The 25281-nt window shown below is 63.9% G+C and carries 23 protein-coding genes; 5 read left to right on the plus strand and 18 right to left on the minus strand.

Annotation, left to right across the window (positions count from 1 at the left end; genetic code table 11):
• Positions 1–52 precede the first annotated feature (52 nt).
• Positions 53–1255, plus strand: coding sequence for an O-succinylhomoserine sulfhydrylase (locus QX071_RS00665; RefSeq protein ID WP_315702766.1), 1203 nt, complete (start codon positions 53–55; stop codon positions 1253–1255).
• A gap of 111 nt (positions 1256–1366) precedes the next feature.
• On the opposite strand, the gene QX071_RS00670 is transcribed toward QX071_RS00665, so the two are convergent.
• From QX071_RS00670 to QX071_RS00680, 3 genes are all read right to left on the minus strand, one after another.
• Positions 1367–2446, minus strand: coding sequence for a GDSL-type esterase/lipase family protein (locus QX071_RS00670; protein ID WP_409977459.1), 1080 nt, complete (start codon positions 2444–2446; stop codon positions 1367–1369).
• 74 nt (positions 2447–2520) lie between these two features.
• Positions 2521–3306 (minus strand): SGNH/GDSL hydrolase family protein, encoded by a 786-nt coding sequence (locus tag QX071_RS00675; RefSeq protein WP_315702764.1) that lies wholly within the window; start codon positions 3304–3306, stop codon positions 2521–2523.
• Positions 3306–4568 carry an OpgC domain-containing protein gene (locus QX071_RS00680; protein WP_315702763.1) on the minus strand — a complete coding sequence of 421 codons (1263 nt, stop codon included), beginning with the start codon at positions 4566–4568 and terminating at the stop codon, positions 3306–3308. Before QX071_RS00680 ends, QX071_RS00675 begins: the two co-directional genes overlap by 1 nt.
• A gap of 326 nt (positions 4569–4894) precedes the next feature.
• Between QX071_RS00680 and apaG the strand changes: the two genes are divergently transcribed.
• Positions 4895–5287 carry a Co2+/Mg2+ efflux protein ApaG gene (apaG, locus tag QX071_RS00685; RefSeq protein ID WP_315702762.1) on the plus strand — a complete coding sequence of 131 codons (393 nt, stop codon included), beginning with the start codon at positions 4895–4897 and terminating at the stop codon, positions 5285–5287.
• 425 nt (positions 5288–5712) lie between these two features.
• Here the strand turns inward: apaG and QX071_RS00690 are convergent, their stop codons facing one another.
• Positions 5713–6813, minus strand: a complete 1101-nt coding sequence (locus QX071_RS00690) for an IS4 family transposase (RefSeq protein ID WP_315701243.1) — start codon at positions 6811–6813, stop codon at positions 5713–5715.
• A 644-nt stretch (positions 6814–7457) separates the two neighbouring features.
• Between QX071_RS00690 and QX071_RS00695 the strand changes: the two genes are divergently transcribed.
• Positions 7458–9785 carry a molybdopterin-dependent oxidoreductase gene (locus tag QX071_RS00695; RefSeq protein WP_315702761.1) on the plus strand — a complete coding sequence of 776 codons (2328 nt, stop codon included), beginning with the start codon at positions 7458–7460 and terminating at the stop codon, positions 9783–9785.
• A 151-nt stretch (positions 9786–9936) separates the two neighbouring features.
• Here QX071_RS00695 and QX071_RS00700 read toward each other — a convergent pair whose 3' ends face one another.
• Positions 9937–10935, minus strand: a complete 999-nt coding sequence (locus tag QX071_RS00700; protein ID WP_315702760.1) for an Hsp33 family molecular chaperone — start codon at positions 10933–10935, stop codon at positions 9937–9939.
• 142 nt (positions 10936–11077) lie between these two features.
• Positions 11078–11278, minus strand: coding sequence for a DUF559 domain-containing protein (locus QX071_RS00705; RefSeq protein WP_315759777.1), 201 nt, complete (start codon positions 11276–11278; stop codon positions 11078–11080).
• On the opposite strand from QX071_RS00705, the gene QX071_RS00710 reads away from it, so the two are divergent.
• Positions 11219–11359 (plus strand): hypothetical protein, encoded by a 141-nt coding sequence (locus QX071_RS00710; RefSeq protein WP_315703202.1) that lies wholly within the window; start codon positions 11219–11221, stop codon positions 11357–11359. The genes QX071_RS00705 and QX071_RS00710 overlap by 60 nt on opposite strands.
• On the opposite strand, the gene argF is transcribed toward QX071_RS00710, so the two are convergent.
• Both argF and QX071_RS00720 read right to left on the minus strand, forming a co-directional pair.
• Positions 11356–12282: an ornithine carbamoyltransferase gene (gene argF, locus QX071_RS00715; RefSeq protein WP_315702759.1), complete on the minus strand. Its 927-nt coding sequence runs from the start codon at positions 12280–12282 to the stop codon at positions 11356–11358. The genes QX071_RS00710 and argF overlap by 4 nt on opposite strands.
• Positions 12279–13487: an aspartate aminotransferase family protein gene (locus tag QX071_RS00720; RefSeq protein WP_315702758.1), complete on the minus strand. Its 1209-nt coding sequence runs from the start codon at positions 13485–13487 to the stop codon at positions 12279–12281. Before QX071_RS00720 ends, argF begins: the two co-directional genes overlap by 4 nt.
• A 487-nt stretch (positions 13488–13974) precedes the next feature.
• Here QX071_RS00720 and QX071_RS00725 point away from each other — a divergent pair, with 487 nt between their 5' ends.
• Positions 13975–14487, plus strand: a complete 513-nt coding sequence (locus tag QX071_RS00725; RefSeq protein WP_315702757.1) for a GcrA family cell cycle regulator — start codon at positions 13975–13977, stop codon at positions 14485–14487.
• A gap of 266 nt (positions 14488–14753) precedes the next feature.
• Here the strand turns inward: QX071_RS00725 and phoB are convergent, their stop codons facing one another.
• From phoB to QX071_RS00775, 10 genes are all read right to left on the minus strand, one after another.
• Positions 14754–15458, minus strand: coding sequence for a phosphate regulon transcriptional regulator PhoB (phoB, locus tag QX071_RS00730; RefSeq protein ID WP_008972608.1), 705 nt, complete (start codon positions 15456–15458; stop codon positions 14754–14756).
• Between the two features lie 15 nt (positions 15459–15473).
• The gene (phoU, locus tag QX071_RS00735) at positions 15474–16190 is read right to left on the minus strand and encodes a phosphate signaling complex protein PhoU (RefSeq protein WP_315702756.1); all 717 of its coding nucleotides are present in this window, start codon (positions 16188–16190) and stop codon (positions 15474–15476) included.
• Positions 16191–16295: 105 nt separating this feature from the next.
• The gene (pstB, locus tag QX071_RS00740; RefSeq protein ID WP_315702755.1) at positions 16296–17117 is read right to left on the minus strand and encodes a phosphate ABC transporter ATP-binding protein PstB; all 822 of its coding nucleotides are present in this window, start codon (positions 17115–17117) and stop codon (positions 16296–16298) included.
• Positions 17114–17989, minus strand: a complete 876-nt coding sequence (gene pstA / locus QX071_RS00745) for a phosphate ABC transporter permease PstA (protein ID WP_315702754.1) — start codon at positions 17987–17989, stop codon at positions 17114–17116. The genes pstB and pstA overlap by 4 nt, the downstream gene beginning before the upstream one ends.
• 28 nt (positions 17990–18017) lie before the next feature.
• Positions 18018–19016 carry a phosphate ABC transporter permease subunit PstC gene (gene pstC, locus QX071_RS00750; RefSeq protein WP_315702753.1) on the minus strand — a complete coding sequence of 333 codons (999 nt, stop codon included), beginning with the start codon at positions 19014–19016 and terminating at the stop codon, positions 18018–18020.
• Positions 19017–19171: 155 nt separating this feature from the next.
• Positions 19172–20182 (minus strand): phosphate ABC transporter substrate-binding protein PstS, encoded by a 1011-nt coding sequence (pstS, locus tag QX071_RS00755; RefSeq protein ID WP_315702752.1) that lies wholly within the window; start codon positions 20180–20182, stop codon positions 19172–19174.
• A gap of 143 nt (positions 20183–20325) precedes the next feature.
• The gene (locus QX071_RS00760; protein ID WP_315703175.1) at positions 20326–21636 is read right to left on the minus strand and encodes an ATP-binding protein; all 1311 of its coding nucleotides are present in this window, start codon (positions 21634–21636) and stop codon (positions 20326–20328) included.
• A gap of 147 nt (positions 21637–21783) precedes the next feature.
• The gene (locus QX071_RS00765) at positions 21784–22839 is read right to left on the minus strand and encodes a UPF0104 family protein (protein WP_315702751.1); all 1056 of its coding nucleotides are present in this window, start codon (positions 22837–22839) and stop codon (positions 21784–21786) included.
• 530 nt (positions 22840–23369) lie between these two features.
• Positions 23370–23675, minus strand: coding sequence for a hypothetical protein (locus tag QX071_RS00770; protein WP_315702750.1), 306 nt, complete (start codon positions 23673–23675; stop codon positions 23370–23372).
• 5 nt (positions 23676–23680) lie between these two features.
• Complete coding sequence (locus QX071_RS00775) at positions 23681–25075, minus strand: OmpA family protein (RefSeq protein ID WP_315702749.1); 1395 nt, start codon at positions 25073–25075, stop codon at positions 23681–23683.
• Between the last annotated feature and the right edge of the window lie 206 nt (positions 25076–25281).

Raw genomic sequence — 25281 nt, forward strand, 5'->3', positions numbered from 1 at the left:
TCCCAGGCCGGTTTTTTGTGACCATTTTCCTGATGGTCATGATGGAGGTCATATGTCCAAATCTGCCGCCACCCCCTCGTTGACCCAATACCGCCCCGAGACCCGACTGGTGCATTCCGGCACGCTGCGGTCGGAATTCGGCGAGACTGCCGAGGCGCTGTTCCTCACCCAGGGCTTCGTTTACGCCAGCGCGGAGGAATGCGAGGCCCGGTTCAAGGGCGAGGATCCCGGCTTCATCTATTCGCGCTTCTCCAACCCGACCACGGCAATGTTCGAGCGCCGCATGGCCGAACTCGAGGGCGCCGAGACCGCCCGCTCCGCGGCCACGGGCATGGCGGCGGTGACCACCGCGATCCTGGCGCCGTTGCGCGCCGGCGACCATGTCGTCGCCTCGAAGGCGATGTTCGGCTCCTGCCGTTACGTGGTCGAGGACCTGCTGCCGCGCTACGGCATCGAATCCACCCTGGTCGACGGCCTCGATCTCGACCAGTGGCAGCGCGCGGTCAGGCCGAATACCAAGAGCTTCTTCCTGGAAAGCCCGACCAACCCGACGCTCGACGTGCTCGACATCGGTGCAATCGCCGAGATCGCGCATGCTCATGGCGCGCGGCTGATCGTCGACAACGTATTCGCCACGCCGATCTGGCAGAGCCCGCTGGCGCTCGGCGCCGACGTCGTGGTCTATTCCGCAACCAAGCACATCGACGGCCAGGGCCGCTGTCTCGGCGGCGTCATCCTGTCGTCGGAGGCCTTCATCGCCGAGCACATCCACAATTTCATGCGCCAGACCGGCCCGTCGATATCGCCGTTCAACGCCTGGGTGCTGCTGAAGGGCCTGGAGACGCTCGCGGTGCGCGTCCGCGCCCAGACCGAGACTGCGGCGAAGATCGCCGATGTCCTTGCGAGCCACCCGAAGATCTCGCGGCTGGTCTATCCCGGCCGCGACGATCATCCGCAGGCCGCCACCGTGAAGAAGCAGATGCGCGCCGGCTCCACGCTGGTGGGCTTCGAGGTCAAGGGCGGCAAGGCCGCGGCCTTCCGCGTGCTCAACGCGCTCAAGCTCGCCAAGATCTCCAACAATCTCGGCGATGCCAAGACGCTGGTCACCCATCCCGCCACCACCACCCATCAGCGGCTGACGCCGGAGGCCCGCGCCGAGCTCGGCATCAGCGAAGGCTTCATCCGCTTCTCCACCGGGCTCGAACATGTCGACGACCTGATCGCCGATCTGGATGCGGCGCTGGCGAAAGCGTGATCGCGAAGGGCGAGTAGGGAGTAGTAAGAAACCCCTATTCGCTGCTTGCCCTGTCGATCGAGATCCCGGGCCCGCGCGCGGACGTGCGCCCCGGGATGACGCCTGACGGCGTCACATCGGCCGATAGGTCAGGACGTCCGCCGGCAGGTTAACGCCGAGCTTGACCTGTCCGACCGACTTGATGATGTCGTCGCCGAGCAACTGCGCGAAACAGGCATAGCCCCAATCGTTCATATGCAGGCCGTCGGCGATGACGAAATCGTTGATCGGGATCGATTGCTGCTCGTGCCAATCGCGCATCACCTCGAAACGGGGAAAGATGCCGACGTGATGCAGCTCGGCGACATGGCTGAGCAGCTTGATCATCTTGTTGGCCCGCTCGGGACGTTCGATCACGCGCGGCGAATATTGCAGGTCGACCAGCACGATGTCGGCGCTCGCGGCCTGGATCTTCGCCACACCGTCGTCGACGAGCTTGGCCGTATCGGCGGGATCGAGATCGCGCAGCACCGCGTTGGTGCCGACCTGCCAGATCACGAGATCCGGATGCCGGTCGATAACCGAGTCCTGCAGCCGCTTCATCATCTCAGGGGCATCCTCGCCACCGATGCCGGCATTGATGACGCTGATGTCTGCCATCGGGTATTGCCGGCGCAACTGCGCGGCCAAGCGGTTCGGATAGGTGTATTCCGGCCCGCTCGATCCGTAACCCTGCGTGGACGAGGAGCCGAAGGCGACGATGACGACCGGCAGGCCGGAGGCGAGCTTGTTTGCCACATGGGGCAGCGAGCCAAACGACTTCGGCCCGCCCTTCGGCGGCAGGCAGGGCACGCGGTTCAGGATATCGCTGGCGGATTTGGCAACCTGCTTGACCCTGTCGATGGCCCTTTCGGTGAAGCTCTTCGGCGCGGCCGGATTGGCAGCTGAGGATGACTGAGGGACCAAGCCGGACGTGCCAGGCGAGGTCGCCGGCTGCGGGTTCGGAGCTTGGACGGCCGGCCCCTGATGCATGACCGCAACCTGCGCCGGAGACGGCTTCTGAGCCGCGCCCGTTGCGAGGTGCCCGATGGTCGGCTTCAGCTCCTGCGTCGGCGACACTTGCGCCTCACCAGACGGCGCTGGCGCGGTCTGGGCCGCAGCCTGGTTCACAGTCTGCGCATGGAGCGATGGTGTCGAAATGGCGAGAGCCATCGCCATGAGAGTCGACGAGGTCAACCCTCGAACTACGCGTTGACAACTCATTAACGTCATAAACCCCAGAGATCCTAATTCTGCTGCGCCGGTCCCAGTTGGGCCGCATCGATGATGAATTTCGAGAGCGCCCGGCCGATGCAATCGTGAACCTGTTTGGCAAGCTCGATCCCGTGCGTCGGATTGAACAGGTCGAAATTGCCCTGCTCGTTCCACTGCCGCATGATCGCGAACCGATCGAACAGCGGCACGTCGCGCTCCTGCGCGACGACGCGCATGTTGTCGATGTAAGGCGGCACGGAAATCATGGTTTCGGTGCGCGGACTATATTGCAAATTCATCAAGACCACGTCCGCCCCCGCGTTCTGCAGCTCCGTCACGCCCTTGTTGACCGCCGCGCGAAAGTCATCCGGATCGATGGCTCGCATGGCATCGACCGTCCCCGTCTGCCAGATCACCAGATTAGGCTTTTTTCCTTCCAGCACCTTAACGAAGCTGCCGGCCATCTCCTCGGCCGTCCTCTTCGGCTGCAATTCGACGGCAAGATTAACGGTGACCAAAGGAAGTTTTTCCTTCAGGGCAGCCTGCAGCCGAAAGGGATAGGCGTTGTTGTCCGATGTGCTCACGATCGCCGAGGAGCGGCTGCCGAGCACCAGGATATCGAGCGGCTGGCCGTTCTTCACCGCATCGGCAACCTTCGTCAGCCGGCTTTCGGTGGCGAGCAGATAGGGCGGTACCTCGCAGTTCGGGGCGGCGTTTTCCTCGGCGCGCGCCGCCGTCGCCAGCATCATCGCCAGCGTCAGGAGCACGAGCCTCGCGAGCCCGTCCATTGGTCGCCTTAACCACGAGACGGACTGCATCAGCCCCCTCCCGCCATATCGGCATTCGCAAGCGCAGCCTTTCGCGGTGCGCTCTTGTCCGCAACGTTTTTGTACCATGAAATCAGCGAGGCAACCCCCCACATGATGAGGATCCCGCTGAGACTAATCAGCGCGTGCATGAGCGGGCCCCCGGACACTTCGGCAAGAATGAAGTGCCCTGCGAATGCAAGGAACACGCCGAGGCAGAAGATCTCCAGCGAATGCTGGCCGCACACGATCAGAGGCTTCAACCACCGCGACTTCAGGCCAGGCCAGTCCCTCGGCAAGTAGTGCACGGTGAGTGCGGCGAGCGCCAGGAAATGCGCAAAGCGCAGCACGTCGAGGTCTGTCTTGTCGATCGGATACATCCACTGCTCGAGCCGGCGCGGCAATAGATGGCCGAACTGCGGGATGTACCAAGTGAGCGTCACGAAGAACGCCGCCAATAGATAGGCAGCGCAGATCCAAAGTGTAATGGGCGAATTCAGAATGCGGGTCATGCGTCTGGCGCCGCCGAGCGCGCACCAGGCCCCGAACACGAACAGCAACTGCCAAGCCAACGGGTTGAACGCCCAGAAGCCGTTCGGATAGGCCGACAGATACAGGTCGAATTCCCAGGTCACGGCATAGAGCACGGCCGATAGACCTAGCGTCAGGTCCGGCTTCCAGCGCATCAGCGACAGGATCAGCGGCAGGAACAGCATCAGCACGATATAGAGCGGCAGCACGTCCATGTTGACGGGACGAAAGCGCAAGATCAGCGCCTGCACGATCGTCACATCGGGCTGCTTCAAGAAATCCATGATCCCCATCTCTTCGGTGTAGAGCGGGTTCTCGAAGCTGGTCGCGACGTAGGAGATTTCGGCCAGAAAGATCGTGAACAGGAAGACATGCGCGACGTAGATCTGCCAGACGCGGCGCAGGATGCGTGCAGTCGCGACCACGACGCCGGACTCCTGCATCGCCCGCCCGTAGACGAAAGCGGCGGTATATCCGGAGATGAAGATGAAGATCTCGGTGGCGTCGGAAAAGCCGTAGTTCCGGATCGTGAACCAAGTCAGAAGATTGGGCGGCAGGTGATCGATGAAGATCAACCACAGTGCGAGTCCACGAAACAGATCCAACCTGAGCTCGCGCTCGCCGGCCGGGGGAAAGGTGATCGCGGGCGCCGACGAGGCGGCCGGCATCGCCGGCGCCAGCGCGGGCGCTGCAGCCGCTTCGGGAACCGTAGGTCCGGCAAGGCGATCAGCAATCGACGTCATCAGGCACCGCGTCAACTCGTGCTCCGGCAGCGGGAATGTAGGCTTGCGCAATTTTTGCGCAAGCGATGAAGGGCTTATTGGGCGGCGACGCACCCGGCTGCGGTGCAGTCGCCACGGGATTGTTGCGATCCCGTCACGCAACACCAGGGGGATACCGTCGCCGTCAGCCCTCGCCGCGTGTGGCGCCCTGGTGCCACCGTGGCGGCCCGGGCTCGCCCTAAGGCTGCTACGGTTTCTACACCATAGGTCTCATGATCCGGAACTGTGGTCAACGCGCGTTCGCACGGTGTTTGGTTCCCGCCCAACTTTCCGCTAAACTGATTTGCATGTACCGCGCTGTGACTCGCCAGATCGAAGTGACCGTCGAACCGAACTTCTTGCCGGAAAAGTCGTCGGCCGATGATGGCCGCTATTTCTGGTCCTATACCGTCGTGATCACCAATACCGGCGAGGAGACGGTCCAGCTGCGCGGCCGGCACTGGATCATCACCGATGGCTCCGGGCGGCGGCAGGAGGTTCGTGGCGAGGGCGTGGTCGGCGAGCAGCCCGTGCTCGCGCCCGGCGAGCATTTCGAGTACACCTCCGGCGTACCGCTCACCACGGCTTCGGGCTTCATGGCAGGTCACTACGAGATGGAGAGCGAAAGCGGCGAGCGCTTCGAGATCGAAGTGCCGGCTTTCTCCCTCGACAGTCCCTACGGCAAGCGAGTGTTGAATTAGCTCGCGGTCTTCGCCGAGCCGTCGTCGTCCGGCTTGACCGGGAGATTCAGTATTCGAAAGAGCGCAGTTATCGACCGAGAAGCTCGGCGTCACTGGATGCGTTGCCTTCGCGGGGCATGACGAAAGAGCACAGGTCGGCTTCATTGTACTTTCCGACGAACATGCACTCGCATTCTCGCGGCGCATCGCGTCCGAGCTTTACTGATCAGGTCACCCTCTTCATAAGCAGAGGGCACAGGGAATGCCGCATAGGCGTTAAGGTAGCGCGAGCATCGATTGATACTTGCGTTTTCGAGGAGGCTCGCGAAGGTGGCGCCCCAACGCGCGTTTTCTGCGGCGCAAGCAACGGATGGTTGGTTGTGGAATGATTGCTTGCAGCAAGGATGCAACGAGCTGCTGCAGGACCCGCCAAGCGCCAGGCGTCGTTAAGCGGCCTGCGTCCAGTGGGGAGAGTCCTCGAAGTCGCTGGCAAGCGGCTCGAGCAACAGGATGATCAGGAGGTGGGCCAGCAGGTAGGGCTTGGCAGAGCGCGGATCGGTTCCTGGCGGCGTCTTGAGGCCAATCAGACTCTTCAGTCGCTTGAACCCAAGCTCGATCCGCCATCGCAATCGATAGAGCGCAAGCACATCTTTGGTGGAGAACTCGTCCCGCGCGAGCGACGTGATCAGAATGACCCAATCCGCAGCCTCCAAAGTTTCTTTGGAGATGATGCGGTTTTCATCTTTTGCGTCTTGCCGGGCTTTACGCCGAGAAGCAGCAGCCGCACCGGTGGGCTTCTTGATTGCGACCAGACGCATAGCCAGAGGCGCGCCGCCCTTGCGCTTGATCCAAATCTCCCGATCGACCAGTCCGCGCGCCTTCGCGGCACGCAATTGGGCCATCAGATCGAACGGAAGGCCTTTGGCGTCAAGCCAACGTGCGTTCTTCCAGCCCGCTCGGATCAAAACGTCGGCCCCGGCTTCGCGGACGGCCGCAATGCGGTCAGGTTGCAGATAAGCGCGGTCAGCAATGCGGATCTCGTTCTTGACCACTGGTATCCGGTCAAACGTTTCGCCCTCTTGCTGATCTGTCAGCTCGAAGTGACCAAAGCGCTCATAGGGCAGATCAAATGCGCTATGAACGCGCCAAAGCTCACTGTTCTTGCGCGCAGCCGGTCCCGCCTGAGGCACTGTCGTCGCATCGATGATGCGGATCAGGCGGCCTTGGCTCGCCTTCGGAGCTGCCGCAGCGAGCAAGCCCTCCACCAGCACCGCAAACCAATCACCACATTGACGCAGCCGATAGAACAACGCCACGCTGGTGAGGTCGGCAAGGCCAACAGAAGCCGCCCATGCGGCTGTCGATCTCAGCCCTCTTTCACCCAAACAATAGGCCAGCATCAGCCGAAGTAACGTCACCGCATCTGGAATCTGCCGCCGACGCGCGAAGGCCTTCGTCTGGCGCGCAGTTTTCTCGAGCTGCGCAGCCCCGCCCAGCTGCGCAACCACTCTCGTCCAGTCCTCGTTCAGGAGCGATTCGTCTGCCATCCCCTGTTCGAATCACGGCGGATTCCAACACTCAAGCATAAACTTAACGCCTATGGGGAAGGCCGGGAGCTCGCCGCCCCCATGGCCCGCCTGCAGAAAGAAATGCAGGCGGCAGTCACCACAGGTTCGGCTGAGGACATCCCGGCCTTCCCTGCGCAATGGTTTTAACGGCTGCTTCGTACTCTCCCTGGTGCGCCGGGCTTTTTGGCCACCATTTCCGCGCGAAGCGAAGCTTCGTCGCGTCCGCGACAACGCGTAAGACGCGTTGCGCGGGGCATCAGCGTCGGGATGCCAGGACCATACGACTTGACCGTCCGCCGCACCGCCAGTCGTCTTGCGCTTCATAGCGCCCGACGATGCCACGTCCATCGCATCCCGCACTCGACGTTCGTGACGACGCGTACGCCCCTCTTGTGAGGCGGGACGCGGGAGAATGTGAACTTGATTTGCCCGACGACACAAGCGGACGCGCGTGCGGCAGATTGGCACGACGGGCAGTGGCCGGAGAAACGCGATCACAGAACCTCGGCCTCCCGCAAGTCCCCGATCAAATGCTCGATGGCCGTCGGAGGCGGCTTGTTGATATGACGATCATCATGTAAAATGATCCGCGTCCGCATGGAAAACAGCGGTGGAGGAGCGCGATGTCCAAGCCCCAATGGCAAAAATCCGCCTGCAATATCTGCTACGTCAATTGCGGCGTCGAAATTCTGGTCGAGGACGGCCGCATCGCCAAGGTGCGTGGCGATCGCGAGAACCCGAAATCGCAGGGATACATCTGTAACAAGGCGGCGCGCATTCCCTATTATGCGCATCACAAGGACCGGCTGACTTCCCCGCTCCGGCGGCGTGCGGACGGCGGGTTCGACGCGATCGACTGGGACACGGCAATCACCGAGATCGCGGCGCGCCTGCGCGAAATCGTGGACCGGCACGGCGGCAAGAGCATCGCGCTCTATGGCGGCGGTGGCCAGGGCAACCACGCCGGCGGCGCCTACGCCAACGCGGTGCTGCGGACGCTGGGATCGCGCTCGGTGTTCAACGCGCTGTCACAGGAGAAGACCGGGGACTTCTGGGTCAACGGCCACATGTTCGGCAGCCAGATCTGCCACACCGCGGAGGACGTGCATCATTGCGATCTTCTGTTCGTGATCGGCGCCAATCCGTGGGTCGCCCACGGCTTCCCCAACGCGCGCGACCATCTGAACCAGATCCGCAAGGACCCGAATCGCAAGCTGATCGTGATCGATCCGCGCCGCACCGAGACCGCCGAGATGGCCGATCTGCATCTCGCACTGCGCCCAGGTGCGGACGCGTTCCTGCTCGGCGCGATCCTGGGCACGCTCGTCCGCCGCGATGCGCTCGACCACGACTTCCTGCAGCATCACACGACAGGCTTTACCGAGGTGAAGGCCGCGCTGGCACGCATTCCGATCGCCGAATGGGCCGCAGCCGCCGAGATTCCGCTCGAGCAGATCGAGCGCTGCGTCGACATGATCGTGACGGCGAAGGCGATGACCGTTCGCGTCGAGCTCGGCATCCAGCAAGGCGTCAACTCAACGCTCAACTCCTATCTGGAGAAGCTTCTGATCATGCTGACCGGCAGTTTCGGCCGGAAGGGCACCAACCAGTTGCATTCGTGGCTGCAGCCGCTCTGGAGCAATTCGCCCAACCAACGCTATGCGCCGGCCGACACCGAGATCATTGCCGGGCTGTTGCCGCCGAACCTGCTGCCGCAGGCAATCCTGAGCGATCACCCGGAACGGCTGCGCTGCCTCTGGGTCGACAGCTCCAACCCAGCCAACACCGTAGCCAACACAGCAGAAGTGGAGAGGGCCTTGTCCGCGCTCGATCTCTGCGTCGTGGTCGACGTCGCGATGACCGAGACAGCGCGGCTGGCGCATTACGTGCTGCCGGCTTCCTCGCAATACGAGAAGACCGAGTTCACGCTGTTCAATTTCGAATTCCCGACCAACTACCTCCATGTGCGCGCGACCGTGCTGCCGCCGCTGCAAGGCACGCTGCCGGAGCCCGAGATCTACAGTCGCCTCGCCCGTGCGCTCGGCCTCTTGCCTGGCGACAATGTGCTGGCACCGCTGCGTGAGATCGCGAGGCAATCGCGAAGCGACTTCGCCACGGCACTGCGCAGCTTCATCGGCGCCAATCCGCAAGCCGCATCGCTCGGCGCGCTGATCCTGTATCACACGCTCGGCGCCACACTGCCCGACGGCACGGCCGCGGCGGCGCCGCTCTGGCAGGCGGCACAGATGTGCGCGAAGCGCGACCCGCAAGTCGTGCGGCGCGCGCTTGGCCCTGACAGGCCGATCGCAGATCATGAGCTGGGCGATGCGCTGTTCGATGCCATCGTCGGCTCGCGCAGCGGCGCCGCGATCACCACGCACGCTTACCAGGAGGTGTGGTCGCTCGTTGCCCATCCCGACCGCAAGATCCGGCTGGCTATCCCGGCGCTGCTGGATTGGCTCGATCGGCTCGATCCTGCTCAGACGACCGCGCCTGAGGACTATCCGTTCGTGCTCGCGGCCGGGCAGCGGCGCATGTTCAACGCCAACCAGATCTTCCGCGATCCGGCTTGGCGGCGCGCCGACCCGGACGGGGCGCTGTTGGTCAATGTGCACGATCTCGAGGCGCTCGGGGCCGGCGATGGCGAATGGATCGCGGTCCGCTCACCGGCGGGACGGGTGGTGGTCCGCTGCAAGGCGGACGACAGCATTCGCCAGGGCCAGCTCGCGCTACCGCACGGCTATGGCCAATCCTATCCCACGGACGACGGGGAGCGACTGAGCAACGGCCCGCGCATCAATACGCTGACCGACAGCCTCAACCGCGATCCAATCGCCGGCACGCCTTATCACAAGCACGTCGCGGTGCGGCTGGAGCGGCTGACCCCGGCCGAAGCCGCGGCCGCCGAGGCGCGCTCGCAACGAATTCATGGAGCGGGGACGACGATGTGACGATGCCATGAGCTGGGCTGCCTCCGCGTCGTTGCGAGGAGCCGGAGGCGACGAAGCAATCCAGAATCGCGGAAGCGGGTCTCTGGATTGCCTCGCTCCGCTCGCAATGACGAAGGCAGCAGCGCGCGGACTCATTCGCGCAAAGCGCGAACTAATTCTCCGTTACGCCGGCTTCGTGCGGCGTGAACTGATAGACCGAGGAGCAGAACTCGCAGGTGACCACGACCTTGTCGTCCTTCACCATGTCGGCGCGGTCCTGGGCTGAGAAGCTCTTCAGCATGTTCGCCACCGCATCGCGCGAGCAGGAGCAGCGCGCCTGCAAGGGATGCTCCTTGAACACGCGCACGCCACGCTCGTGGAACAGCCGATACAGCAGGCGTTCGCCGGACAGCGCGGGATCGATCAGTTCGACATCCTCGACAGTCGCGACCAGCGACTGGCCCTCGACCCAGGCCTCGTCCTCCTCGACCGTGTGGACCTCGGTACCCTCGGGCGCATCGCCCGGATGCAGATCGGCCTGCCGCGCACGCTCCGGCGCCTTCGGCAGAAACTGCGTCAACAGCCCACCGGCGCGCCAACGATGCTTGCCGCCGCTCCATTCCTCGCCGACCGCAAGCCGCACGCGGGTCGGGATCTGTTCGGAGCGCAGGAAATATTCGTGCGCGGCCTCTTCCAGGCTGCCGCCGTTGAGCGCGACCAGACCCTGGTAGCGGCTCATGTCCGGCCCCTGATCGATCGTCATCGCCAGATGGCCCTTGCCGAGCAGGGAGCCGGAATCCTTGGCCTCGGACAGCCGGGCTTCGTCATAGCGCGCATAGGCGCGCAGCCGGTCAGGCGCCTGGAAGTCGACCACCAGGAACGAGACCGGGCCGTCGGTCTGGGTCTGCAGGATGAAGCGACCCTCGAACTTCAGGGACGAGCCGAGCAGGGTCGTCAGCACGATCGCCTCGCCCAGCAGCTTGCCGACGGGCGCGGGATAAGCGTGCTTGGTCAGGATATCGTCGAGCGCCGGCCCCATGCGGGTCAGCCGTCCCCGCAGATCCAGCGCTGCGACCTCGAACGGCAGCACGGCGTCGTCGACCGGCACGGCCGACGGCGCGCGGATATCGCTTTGAAGTTTGATTTCAATGTCGGGAGAATTGGCCATCATGGGCCTCTAGATGGGGTCGATGATAGTAAATGGAAAGGGGCGATGGACCTCTGCTCTCGCGCCGAGCTCAGTGCACCCTCTCCCCTTGTGGGAGAGGGTGGCGCGATGACGCGCAGCGACAGCGCGCCGGGTGAGGGGTCTTTCACGCCGCGCCGAGCCTTGCGAGAATATCTTCCATGACAGCCGTTCGACGCTGCAGCACATCATTGTTCCAATACCGCGCAACAGCGAACCCCTCGAGCGCGAGTACATGATCTCTTGCGACGTCAGTCGCCGATGACGCGTGCTGGCTTCCATCGATCTCGATCACGAGCCGCCGTTCGAAACAGACGAAATCCAGAATATACTGCTTGAACGGGCGGCTCGTGATGAATCGCGGCGCACCTACGGCGAGATCGTTCGTCAGCTCGTGGAGCGGCCTTAAGCTCCCGCCCCAAAGCACCAGGCCAGAATGCCCTTCTGGGCATGCAGGCGGTTTTCGGCCTCGTCGAACACCACCGATTGCGGGCCGTCGATCACCTCGTCGGTGACCTCCTCGCCGCGATGGGCGGGCAGACAGTGCATGAAGATCGCGTCCTGCTTTGCCAGCGACATCAGCTTGGAATTGACCTGATAGGGCTTGAGCAGATTGTGGCGATGCTCGCCGTCCTTGTCGCCCATCGACACCCAGGTATCGGTGACGACGCAATCAGCGCCCGCAACCGCCTCTTCCGGATCATGGCCAAGGCGAATATCCGCGTTCGTGGCGCGGATGAAATCCTTCATCACCTTGCCCGGCGCGAGCTGCGGCGGGGTCGCGACATTGAGCCTGAAGTTGAAGCGCTCCGCGGCGTGGGCCCAGGAGGCCAAAACGTTGTTGTCGTCGCCGCTCCAGGCCACGGTACGGCCCTCGATGGACCCGCGGTGCTCCTCGAACGTCATCACGTCGGCCATCACCTGGCAGGGATGCGAGCGCCGCGTCAGCCCGTTGATGACGGGCACGGTGGCATACTCCGCGAGCTCGAGCAGCGCATCGTGGCTCAGGATCCGTATCATGATGGCATCGACATAACGCGACAGCACGCGCGCGGTGTCGGCGATGGTCTCGCCGCGGCCGAGCTGCATTTCGGCGCCGGTCAGCATGATCGACTCGCCGCCGAGCTGGCGCATGCCGACGTCGAAGGAGACGCGGGTGCGCGTCGAGGGCTTCTCGAAGATCATCGCCAACACCTTGCCCTCGAGCGGCTTCTTCGCCGGCTCGTGCGCCTTCAGCTTCTTCTTCATGTCGCTGGACAGCGCGAGCATGGAGCGCAGCTCGGGTAGCGGAACCTCAGATATGTCGAGGAAATGACGGGGGGTCTTACTCATGACGCGGCTGCCTGCTTCGACTGACCGCTCGATAGCGCCGTACAGGCGCGATCGAGCCGCTGCACCGACTCTTCGATCTCGGTTTCGTTGACGATCAAGGGCGGCAGGAAGCGCACCACGTTGTCGCCGGCGCCGACGGTCAACAGCTTCTCGTCGCGGAGCGCCGCGATCAGATCGGCCGACGGAACCACGGCCTTGATGCCGATCAAGAGACCTTCGCCGCGGACCTCGGAGATCACCTCCGGGTGGCGATCGATCACGGCGGCGAGCTTCTGCTTGAGCAGCAGCGACATCTTGCGCGCGTGCTCGAAGAAGCCCGGCGCCAGCATCACGTCCAGCACCGCATTGGCCGCGGCCACCGCCAGCGGGTTGCCGCCGAAGGTCGAACCATGCGAGCCCGCCGTCATGCCGGCCGCAGCATCGGCCGTGGCGAGGCACGCGCCGATCGGGAAACCGCCGCCGAGCGCTTTCGCCAGCGACATCACGTCGGGCTCGACCCCGAGCCAGCGATGCGCGAACAGCTCGCCGGTGCGGCCCATGCCAGTCTGCACCTCGTCGAACACGAGCAGCAGGCCGTGCGCGTTGCAGAGCTCGCGCAGGGCCTTGTAGAAGCCCAGCGGCGCGGTGCGCACGCCACCCTCACCTTGCACCGGCTCGATCAAGATGCCCGCGGTGTGCGGGCCGATCGCCTTCTTCACCGCTTCGAGATCGCCGAGCGGGACTTGGTCGAAACCATCCATCGGCGGGCCGAAGCCGTCGAGATATTTGGCCGAGCCGGTGGCCGCGAGCGTCGCCAGCGTGCGGCCGTGGAACGCGCCCTCGAACGTAACGATGCGGTAACGTTCCGGATGCCCCTTGGCGGCGTGATGCTTGCGCGTGATCTTGATCGCGCATTCCATCGCTTCGGCGCCGGAATTGGCGAAGAACACGTAGTCGGCGAAGCTCTGCTCGCACAGCCGCGCCGCAAGCCGCTCGCCGTCCGGGCTCTTGAACAGGTTCGACATGTGCCAGAGCTTGGTCGCCTGCTCCTGCAGCGCCTTCACCAAATGCGGATGCGCGTGACCCAGCGCATTCACGGCGACGCCGGAGGTGAAGTCGAGATAGCGCTCGCCATTGGTCGCGATCAGCCAGGCGCCCTCGCCGCGCTCGAAGGCGAGATCGATCCGGGCAAATACGGGGAGCAGATGCGACGCGACGTCCGTCATGGCTGATCACTTGAGCTGACGGGCCGGTCAAGACGCGCACGAGGAGGCGCAAAGCAGCGCCATCGCGCACCCGGGACCCGGCCCTGGAAAACAAAATGTGCCGCCTTTTCAAGGCGGCACGGACAACTATTGTATGCGCAGGACGTTCGCTGTCAACACGCGTGAGCCAGCCGCCTCAGCGCGGAACAGGTGGGGTTTCCGGTCGATGACAGTGCTAAGCGTTCCCGGTCCACATCGACGGAAGGTGTGGACGGTGGCCCCCGACTCTTGCGCGGGAGTCACGGCATATTGTAGCGTTTTTCGCATCGAGTACGACATCTCGTGCAGCAGGTCTGATCCTTAAGAGTTCGGTGGTTCGGCGTACACGTCCGGGCGCGCATCTCGCGCCCGGCGAGGGCTAAGGGATTCTGCGAGCAGGGATTTTCGTGAGTTTGGCACCGCAGCGCTGTCCCGAAACTGGCCAGCGAAACGCGAAGGGAAAGGTGCGATGACGGTATTGACCTGGTCAGACGATCGCGTCGAGCAGTTGAAAAAGCTCTGGGAGGCCGGACTGTCGGCCAGCCAGATCGCAGCGGAGCTCGGAAATGTGACGCGCAACGCCGTGATCGGCAAGGTCCACAGGCTCGGCCTCTCCGGTCGCGCCAAGAGCCCTGCCGCCGCCGCTCCGCGTCAGCGCAAGGCGCGCCCCGCTCAGCCGATGATGCGGGTGGCCCGCCCGGTGGCGCGCGGCAATACCGCGCTCGCCCAGGTGTTCGAGGTCGAGACGGAGCCCGATCCGATCACCTTCGACAATGTGGTGCCGATGAACCAGCGGCTGTCGCTGCTCGAGCTCCGCGAAGGCACCTGCCACTGGCCGGTCGGCGATCCCGCCAGCGCGGACTTCTTCTTCTGCGGCGGCAAGGCGCTGAACGGCCTGCCCTATTGCGCGCAGCATTCGCGCATCGCCTATCAGCCCGCGGCCGATCGCCGTCGTCACCCCGGCAAGAGCCCGGCACGTTGATCTGTTGCGCATCTTGGACGCGCTGTTAGCTCAGCCATCAGCTGTCGTCCCCGCGAACGCGGGGACCCATAACCACCGGCGGGCGTGGTTATGATGGATGTTAGCTACAGCTGCAGCTCTATCATCAGCATTTGCGGTTATGGGTACCGGCGTTCGCCGGGATGACGGCGGCGCACGTTGCAAGCGCGCTTGTCATGACAAAAAAGGCGGAGCCGAAGCTCCGCCTTTGATCGGTCGCTGTTTGTCGCTGCGCGATCGCCCTCAGCTCACGATTCCGCCTTCGCGAAGCGGTCGTCGAGCGCATAGCCCGCGCCACGCACGGTGCGGATCGGATCCTGTTCGCGTCCCGGATTGAGCAGCTTGCGCAAGCGTCCGATGTGCACGTCCACCGTACGCTCGTCGATGTAGATGTCGCGGCCCCAGACGCTGTCGAGCAGCTGCTCGCGGCTGAACACGCGGCCCGGATGTTCCAGGAAGAACTCGAGCAGCCGATATTCGGTCGGCCCGAGATCGATCGGCCGGCCGGAGCGGGCGACGCGGCGCTTCTCGCGATCGAGCTCGATGTCGCCATAGGCGAGCACGGTGGCGAGCCGTTCGGGGCTCGCGCGACGGAGCAGACCCTTCACGCGGGCCAACAGCTCGGGCACCGAGAACGGCTTGACGATGTAATCGTCCGCCCCGGTGGCGAGCCCGCGGACCCGCTCGCTCTCCTCACCGCGCGCCGTCAGCATGATGATCGGCAGCTGCTTGGTCTCGGGCCGGGCGCGCAGGCGCCGGCACAGCTCGATGCCGGACAGCCCCGGCAGCATCCAGTCCAGCACCACGAGATCGGGCACCCGTTCCTTCAGTCGCGTGTCGGCGTCGTCGCCGCGCGCAACCGTCTCGACCTCGTAACCTTCGGTCTCGAGATTGTAGCGCAGCAGCGTCGTCAGCGCTTCCTCGTCTTCCACAACCAGAATGCGCGCACTCATCGCTCAGCTTCTCTCTCAGTTTCCGGGGGCGGTGGCCGCGAAGGACGTCATGTCGCCCTTCGGACGCTTGTCGATCATCGGCTGGCCTTCGATCATGTAGAACACGGTTTCCGCGATGTTGGTCGCATGATCGCCGATCCGTTCGATGTTCTTGGCGCAGAACATCAGGTGAATGCAGAACGAGATGTTGCGGGGATCTTCCATCATGTAGGTGAGCAGCTCGCGGAACAGCGAGGTGCAGATGGCGTCGACCTCCTCGTCGCCCTTCCACACCGTCATCGCCGCCGGCAGATCGTGGGCGGCATAGGCGTCGAGCACCGACTTGACCTGCGACTGCACCAGGTCGGTCATGTGCTCCAAACCGCGGATCAGCTTCAAGGGATGGAAATCGCTCTCCAGCGCGGCGACGCGCTTGCCGATGTTCTTGGCGAGGTCGCCGATCCGCTCGAGGTCGGTCGCAACCCGCATCGCGCCGACGATCTCGCGCAGGTCCACCGCCATCGGCTGCCGGCGGGCGATGGTGAGCACCGCGCGCTCCTCGATCAGCCGCTGCAGACTGTCGATCTCGGCGTCCGTCTGGATCACCCGCTCGCCGAGCGCGACGTCGCGCCGCACCAGCGCGTCGACGGAATCCACGATCAGCCGCTCGGCCAAGCCGCCCATCTCCGCGACCAGCCGCGTCAGCTCCTGCAGGTCGCTGTCAAACGCCTTGACGGTATGTTCACTGGCCATCTCTATCTCCTCGGCAATGCCGTCGTAGTCCGGCGCGTCAATTCGGGTCTCGCTGCCTCAGCCAACTGCCCCTTGCCGACCGATGCAAGGGGTCCGTTTCCGGCATCAGCCGAAGCGGCCGGTGATGTAGTCCTGGGTCCGCCGATCGCTCGGCGAGGTGAAGATCTTGCTGGTATCGTCGAACTCGATCAGCTCGCCGAGATACATGAAGGCGGTCTTGTCGGAGACGCGGGCCGCCTGCTGCATGTTGTGGGTCACGATCGCGATCGTGTAGTTGTCCGACAGCTCCTGGATCAACTCCTCGACCTTGGCGGTCGAGATCGGATCGAGCGCCGAGCACGGCTCGTCGAACAGGATCACCTCGGGACGCACCGCAACGGTGCGGGCAATACAGAGACGCTGTTGCTGGCCGCCGGAAAGGCTCAGGCCCGAGGCGTTGAGCTTGTCCTTGACCTCGTTCCACAGCGCGCCGCCGCGCAACGCCTTCTCGACCCGGTCATCCATCTCGGATTTGGAGATCTTCTCATACAGGCGGATGCCGAAGGCGATGTTCTCGTAGATCGTCATCGGGAACGGCGTCGGCTTCTGGAACACCATGCCGACGCGCGCACGCAAGAGGTTCAGGTCGAGCTTGGGGTCGAGGATGTTGGTGTTGTCCAGCATCAGCTGGCCTTCGGCGCGCTGGCCCGGATACAGATCATACATCCGGTTGAAGATGCGCAGCAGCGTGGACTTGCCGCAGCCGGACGGTCCGATGAAGGCCGTCACCCGGTTGGTTCCGAGCGACAGGTTGATGTTCTTCAGCGCATGGTGATCGCCGTAATAAAAGTTCAGGTTCCGGACCGTCACCTTCGCCGGAGCGTCCGGCAAGGATTTGTTCGGAATGACGCCCGCCGGACTTGAGACGGAAACAGACATGTCGGTCATTTTGCGCTCCTCTCGGCGCCCAGAATGCGGGCCCCGATGTTCAGGGCAAGTACGGTCAAGGTAATCAAAAGGGCCCCGGTCCAGGCCAGCTGCTTCCAATAGGCATAGGGGCTCTGGACGAAGTTGTTGATGGTCACCGGCAGGTTGGCCATCGTGTGGGTAAGATCGAGGCTCCAGAACTGGTTCGACAACGCAGTGAACAGGAGCGGCGCGGTCTCGCCGGCCACGCGAGCGGTCGCCAGCAGGACGCCCGTGATCAAGCCGGAGCGCGCCGCGCGATAGGCGATGCGCCGGATCACCAGCGAACGCGGCAGGCCAAGTGCGGAGGCGGCCTCACGCAGCGGATTGGGCACCAGCAGCAGCATGTCCTCGGTGGTGCGCAGCACGACCGGAATCACGATCACGGCAAGCGCCAGACAGCCCGCGATGGCCGAGAAGCCGCCCATCGGAACCACGACCGCGCCATAGATGAACAGGCCGATGATGATGGATGGGGCAGAGAGCAGGATGTCGTTGATGAAACGGATCACCGAAGTCAACCGGTCATGGCGACCATACTCGGCGAGGTAGGTGCCGGCGAACAAGCCGAGTGGAGCACCGACGCCGACGCCGAAGACCGTCATGATGATCGAGCCTACGATGGCGTTGCGCAGGCCGCCGTCGCTCGATCCCGGCGGCGGCGTATCGGTCGCGAAGACCTGCACGGTCAGGCCAGCCAGGCCCTGGTAGAGCAGATCGATCAGGATCAGTGCGAGCCAGGTCACGCCGAACAGCGCGGCAAGCACGCACAGCGCACGGACGAAGATGTCCTTGCGGCGGCGGCGGCCATAGATCCGGTTGGCCGGATTGATGGGCGTATCGGTAGACGTCATGCGATCTCTCCTGCCCTATCCATCCGGCTTATTTTCCGGCCTTGGCTTCGAGCCGCAGCAGCATCAGGCGCGCGCCGGCGAGCACGAAGAAGGTGAGAACGAACAGCAACAGTCCGAGCAGAATCAGGGCCGACTGGTGCAAACCGTCGCTCTCCTGGAATTCCGATGCGATCGCCGCCGAGATCGTGGTGCCCGGCGCGAAGATCGACGAGGAGATGCGGAACGAGTTGCCGATGATGAACGTCACTGCCATGGTCTCGCCGAGCGCCCGGCCGAGCGCCAGCATGATGCCGCCGATGACGCCGACCCGGGTGTAAGGGATCACCACGCTGCGCACGACCTCCCAGGTGGTGCAGCCGACGCCATAGGCGGCCTCCTTCAAGACCGGCGGCACGGTCTTGAACACGTCCACCGAAATCGAAGTGATGAAGGGCAGCACCATGATGGCCAGGATCAGCGAGGCATTGAACAGGCTGAGATAGGACGGCGGCCCGGCGAAGATGTCCTGCAGGATCGGAATGTTGGCGCACAGGCTGATCATGAACGGCTGGAACGTGTAGGCCAGGAACGGCCCCAGCACGAAGAAGCCCCACATGCCGTAGATGATCGACGGGATGCCGGCGAGCAGCTCGATGGCGATGCCGATCGGGCGGCGCAGCCATTGCGGGCAGAGCTCGGTGAGGAAGATCGCAATGCCGAGACCGACCGGGATGGCGATCAGCATCGCGATAAAGGACGACACCAGCGTGCCGTAGATCGGTCCCAGCGCACCCAGCACGGGCGGATCGGCTGACGGCGCCCAGCGGCGCGTCCACAGGAACTCGAAGCCATATTCCTTCATTGCCGGCCAGGCGCCGATGATCAGTGACAGGATGATGCCGCCGAGGATGAGCAGCACCGAAATCGCCGACAGGCGGGTGATCCAGTAGAAGGTGACGTCGCCAAACTTGAAGGCGCTCAGCGCCCGGGCGCGGTCATAGGGTCCGGCGGCATCGCTGACAGTGCTTGCGTCGCTTTGAACGGCCATCTCTGCCAAGTCCGCCCCCTGTTTCTGATAGACCTGTACTTGCGTACTTGTACTTGCGCACTTGTGCTTGTGTACTCGCACTTCTGCACCAGCACCTGCGTCGTCGACGTCCCCTCTCCCACGCCGGGGAGAGGGGCCACATTCGAAGGAGCGGCTTAGCTCTTGATGTCGGACGACCAGGTCTTCTCGATCATCTTCACGACGTTGTCGGGCATCGGGATGTAGTCGAGCTCCTCAGCCATCTTGGCGCCCTTCTCGAACGACCACTTGAAGAACTTGATGGCTTCGGCGGAGGCCGCCTTGTCGGCCGGCTCCTTGTGCATCAGGATGAAGGTCGCCGCCGTCATCGGCCAGGACTTGTCGCCCGGCTGGTCGGCCAGGACAACGTAATAGCCCGGCGCATGGGCCCAATCCGCATTCGAGGCGGCGGCCTGGAACGCCTCCACGGTCGGCTGCACGGTCTTGCCGGCCTTGTTGATCATGCCGGTGTAGGTCAGCTTGTTCTGCTTGGCATAGGCATACTCGACATAGCCGATCGAGTTCTTGGTCTGGCTGATATTGCCGGACACGCCCTCATTGCCCTTGGCGCCGACGCCGGTCGGCCACTCCACGGCCGTGTTCGCGCCGATCTTGCTCTTCCACTCGGGGCTGACGTCGGAGAGATAGGTGGTGAAGTTGAAGGTAGTGCCCGAACCGTCCGAACGACGCACGACCGAGATCGCCTCGGACGGCAGCTTCACCTTCGGGTTCAGCTTCTTGATCGCCGCGTCGTCCCACTTGGTGATCTTGCCGAGGTAGATCTCGGCGAGGGTCGGACCGTCGAGCACCATCTCGCCCGGCTTCACGCCTTCGAGATTCACGACCGGGACGATGCCGCCCATCACCATCGGCCACTGGACCAGGCCGTCCTTCTCGAGCTGCTCGGCCTTCAGCGGCGCGTCGGTGGCGCCGAAGGTCACGGTCTTGGCCTGGATCTGCTTGATGCCGCCGCCGGAGCCGATCGACTGATAGTTCAGACCGTTGCCCGTCTCCTTCTTGTAGGCGTCAGCCCACTTGGAATAGATCGGGAACGGGAACGTCGCGCCCGCTCCGGTGATGTCGGCGGCAAAGGCCGACGTCGATGCGGCGACCAGGCCGGCAGCGACGATAGCTTTGAAGAAATTCATTGCTGGTCTCCCATTTGGGGAGCGAAGCGCCACGCGCGCCCGACTGCGCTCCCGCCGGCCCCTTTAAGGTGCCTCGTTGCCGCTTTTATAAAGGTTTGATGACAGTCGGATGACATGGATCAAACCATTGCAGCTACAGGCTTTTATGCCCCGAATGGCGGCTTTGGCTGGGGGAAACAGGCGGTGAAAGTTGCTCCATTTTTGGGCACACTTTCGATCAAAAGACGGCCGCGGTGGCGGTTAAGAATGTGTTTCACCAGCGATAATCCGAGCCCCGTCCCGCCCTGCGCGCGACTATCTCCGACATCAACCCGATAGAAGCGCTCGGTCAGCCGGGGCAGGTGCTCGGGCGCGATACCGGGGCCGAAGTCCCGCACCTTGACCCGGATTTCCGGGGTTCCCTCACCTGAGACTGCCGAGGTCAGCGACACAATGACGCGGCCGCCCGAGGCGCCGTATTTCAGGGCGTTCTCGATCAGATTCTCGAACAGGCGGAGCAGCTCCTCCCGGTCGCCGGCAATGGTGACGGGAGTCTCCGGCAGATCGATCTCGACCTTGACCTGACGCTCGCGTGCCAAGGGTTCGAGCCCGTCGGCCACCTGGTGGATGATCGGGATCAGGTCAACGGTCGCATCCGGCCGAACATGCGCGGAGAGCTCGACCCGGGACAGCGACAACAGATCGTCGATCAGGCGGGCCATTCGCCCGGCCTGGGTATGCATGATGCCGAGGAAGCGCTCACGCGCCCTGGGATCGTCCTTGGCCGGTCCCTGCAGGGTGTCGATGAAGCCGGACAGTGCCGCCAGCGGCGTACGAAGCTCATGACTTGCATTAGCGACAAAGTCGGCGCGCATCTCCTCGACCCGGCGCAGCGGCGTCAGGTCATGGAACGTCATCAGCATGCACTTCTCGGTGCCGCCGAAGGCGGTCGGAACCGGGACCGGCGTGATGATCAGCTCCATCCAGCGATCGACCGGCACATGGTCGTGATAGGTGGCGCGACGGGGCTCGGTGGTGGCAATGGCTTCCCGCAACGCCGTGATGATTTCGGGAGAGCGCAGCGCGAATTGAGCGAGCTCGTTCTTGCGCAGCGCCGGCGCCAGCTGCGCCGCCGCCTCATTGAGGTGGATGACACGACCGGCGCGGTCGAGCAGCACCACGGGATCGGGCATGCCGGCCACCACCGCATTGACGGCGGGGGCCTCCACGGGATTGCTGCCACGGAACACATCCTCCCGCGTTGTCACGGCGCTGTGCAGGCGCCAGGGCACCAGCGCAGCGGCGGCGATGCAGAGGAACACCGCAGCCGCCCGGAACGGCAGGAGCTCGTCGCGCAACACGAGCACGCCGAGCGCGAGCGCGGCCACCAGGAGGATGATTGCGGAGTGCCGGAGCCGGTCCGGCCAGGGCGAGAAGGCGGCCGGAGAAGACGGTGATGGACCGTCCAGTGCTATCGGGCTGTCGCTGTCAGATTTCTGCACCGCGTCCTGCAGCTCTCATTGAGGATTGGAGAAGCGATATCTGCGCTTCATCTGCGCGCCTCTTGACCAAGATTTTCCGGATCACTGTTCCCTCGGCCTGCGGAGCATCCCGCGGCCGGGTCACACGCCGGCATCCCTGTGCTCGGTCACATAAGCGGCTTCGTGCGCTCGTCCTGCTTCGAAGTGGAGGGCGGCCTGACGTAGCCGTTTGGACCGGGCACTGATGATAATCTCGCGAAACGTCAGCAAGATTACAGATATGACGAAGGGGGCGAGATAATAGAGCATTCGGAACAGCAGCATGCCGGCAAGCAGCTCCTCCCGGTCCATCTGCCAGAGCCCCACCAGCATGGCGGCATCGAACACGCCGAGCCCGCCTGGCGAATGGCTCGCAAATCCCAGGAGAGTCGCCGAAACGAAGATCACGGCGACCACGACGAAGCCGAGATTGGGCTCGTCCGGGACCAGCACATACATCGCCAGGGCGCAAAAACCGAGGTCAAGGATGCCGATCGCGACCTGGAGGAGGGTGAGCGGACCGCCAGGCAGCATGACCGTCCAGGGTCCGCGGCCGACCATGCGCGGCTTGGTCCAGACCCAGGCCACATAGCCGAACAGCCCCATCAGGATTGCGATCGCGACCACGCGGTTCAGCCAGGGCGGCAGCTGGTCGATGGCGGCGGCAGCTTCCGGATGATAGGTGATGCCAAGCCCGAGCACCGCGGCGTTGCCCAGCCAAAAAGTGAGCCCGGCGAGGAAGCAGATCTTGGCGACATCGATCGCATTCAGCCCCCAGGCCGAATAGATCCGATAGCGCACCGCACCGCCGGTAAAGACGCTCGCGCCGACATTGTGGCCGATCGAATAGCTGGTGAAGGCGGCCAGCGCGTTGATCCGATAGGGCACGTGGCGGTGCCCGATCGCACGCACCGCGAACAGATCGTAGAACGTCAGGGTGAAATAGCCGGCGGCCACGAACAGCGCCGCGAGTCCGATCTGGTAGGGCTCCGTGCTCTTGATCGCTTCCAGCACCTCGCCGGTATCGATGCCCCGCAGCATGTGATAAAGCACGCGGCAAGCGACCGCGATCACAGCAATGCTGACGATCACGCCGAGCTTATGCAGCACCTGTTTCTGGCGCAGGAAAGAGGTCGCTCCGCGGATGGCTTCAAGCATCGACACCTCTGACCGTGATCCGGCGCGCTGCACGGCAAGATCCCTGGGAAACGCGTCCGATCGAGCGGAATAACGCGTGCGCCGCGCCATGACTCATCAGCGCCCTCGTAGCGCGTTTCGCGCCTTTGGGGAACTCGGCAGGTGTGAACAAAACTCGGGCATGCAAGACACTTAGGAGGGATTCCGACCGATACGATGCACCGTTTTGCCGCAGGAGGCCAGGACCTCTATTAGCCCATGCAAGGCTGCCCAGCCTGCGAGTCCCAGGTTAAACTTCTGTGAGCATGCCCGGAAACCGGGGTGGTTTCCGCATGTCGGGGCTCCCAGTGCTCCGATCGCGTCCGAAGTCCGCATCGCATCACGACGACCTGATCGGCAAATTTCCGACCCGGCGAGCACTGGAGATCGAACAGCAGAGATAACGTCGGCGAATGCGGTTAGCAGGTGGCCATGGTCAAACCTTCGTGTCGGATTGCCACAGCACCTTTTTCGGATTTCACACCTGACATCTGCGCGGTCGCGGGCCACGATCAGGCCGCCGGCTTGGCGCGCATGCTGCGCAACAACACCCACGCCCGTAGCCAGGAACCGACCGTGCAACCCGCCAGATATGGCACGAACAGCAGGAGCAGCAGTTCGAGCCAATAACCGGCGCGCCCCGGAAGCACCCGGGTGACAGCAACGGCGACCAGAACCAGCGCAAGCGCCGACAAGCCGAGCATCAGCCGACGCGACACGCTGGGGCCGCGATGCACCACGGCGACCCAGCCCATCGCCAGCCCGATCAAGAGCGCGCCCAGCAGCCAGCCCCAATGGAATGCGATCAGAAAGGCCATTGCGGTCACCTCACCACGAAATCGATGCGCCGGTTCTGCGCGCGTCCATCGCTGGTATCGTTCGACGCGATCGGCTGCGTGCTGCCGTGGCCTACGGCCGTGAAGCGATCGGCCGGCAACCCTGCCTTGACGAGATAGTCGACAACAGCCTGGGCGCGCTTCTGCGAGAGCGCCTGGTTGGCCGCCTCGTCGCCTTCGGCATCGGTATGGCCGGCGATCTCGATGTTCGCCGACGGGCAACGCAGCGCGATTTCGACGATACGGTCGAGCAGGCCGGTGGAATCCCGGTCGATGTCGGCTCGCCCGGTCTCGAAGCGAATCCTGGTCTTGCCGAGCAAATCCGAGAACAGCTGTTGACAGACCGTCGCATCGACCGGGCCGGCCGCAGGCTTGACGGTTATCTCAGCCTTGACTTGCCAACCCTGCGGCACGTCCTTGGCGAGGCCCGATTGGATCTGCCGCGCCGCCTCGTCATACAGTGCGTCGCCGGAGATCTTGATCTCCCGTTCCGAGACCATGAGCGTGCCGGTCGACAGGCGCGACAACGCACCGAGCGCCGGCACCACCGCATTGACGAAGCCGGAGGGCGCTCCGACGCTGTTCTTGAGATTATCGACGACCTTTTCGCCGAAGAACCGCCGCGATGACGCGCCGACGACCACGGCATGGATGTTTTCATCCGGGACGTTGCCGGACAAACTGACGGTCAAGGCGACCGGATCCTTGTAGGCCTGGAAGATATAAGGCGGGGCCTTCACCTCGTTGCTGGCGATCTTGAAACCATCCGGCAGGTCCTTGAGCGCCGCCGCGATCGCCTCGCGGCCGCCGAGTTCGCGCGCCATGCCCGACAGCGTAACGTCGCCGTCCGAAATCGTGAACTTTCCGTCCTTCAATTTGCCGATCTGGCCGATCAGCAGCAGCGCGGCATCCTCGAAGCGCGGCGGCGCACCGCGGGCGAGCGTCATCTGGTCGGCAACTTCGACGCCCTTGAGCGCCGAACGCGCGGCTTCCGAAAGCTTCGTCTTGAGCGCCGGCAGGGGCGCATTGCCGCCGAGGGTGACCCTGACCACATCGCGCTCGGCGGACCAGACGAAAGGTTTTGCTTCCGCGACCAGACGGGTCTCGTCGTCGACCAGCCGCACACCGGGCACGGCCGCAACAGATGCCAAGGCTGCACGACGGCCCTCGTCCGAGAAGGCGTAGGCGCTCAGGCTGACGTCGCGGCCGTCGGCGGCGATCTTCGTCTTGTCGAGCACCGCCCCCTTCAGGGCCTCCGAGCTCCGTGCGGCGAGATCATTCTCCAGCGGAGCCGTGCTGGTCCAGGCGGCGAAGGCCCAAAGCACGATCAACGGGATGATTCCAGGCCACCATTTGCCGCTCCACCGGAAAAGTCCACGCATTCGTCATCCCGTCTGGTCAGGAAATGGAGACAAAACAAACCCTTGCTGGCCTGTCAAACCGGAAATGCGCCGCCCTTTTCGAGCGCCGCGGGCGGATCGCCCGGCTAACCGTTTCTTCAACGATTCGTCGCTAACGTTACGGTTACACCTCTCGCCTCCTTTCCGATGCCTCACTCGCCGCAGCCGCGGCTGATGATCTCAGATCG

The sequence above is a fragment of the Bradyrhizobium sp. SZCCHNS1022 genome (assembly GCF_032484835.1).
Taxonomy (GTDB): domain Bacteria; phylum Pseudomonadota; class Alphaproteobacteria; order Rhizobiales; family Xanthobacteraceae; genus Bradyrhizobium.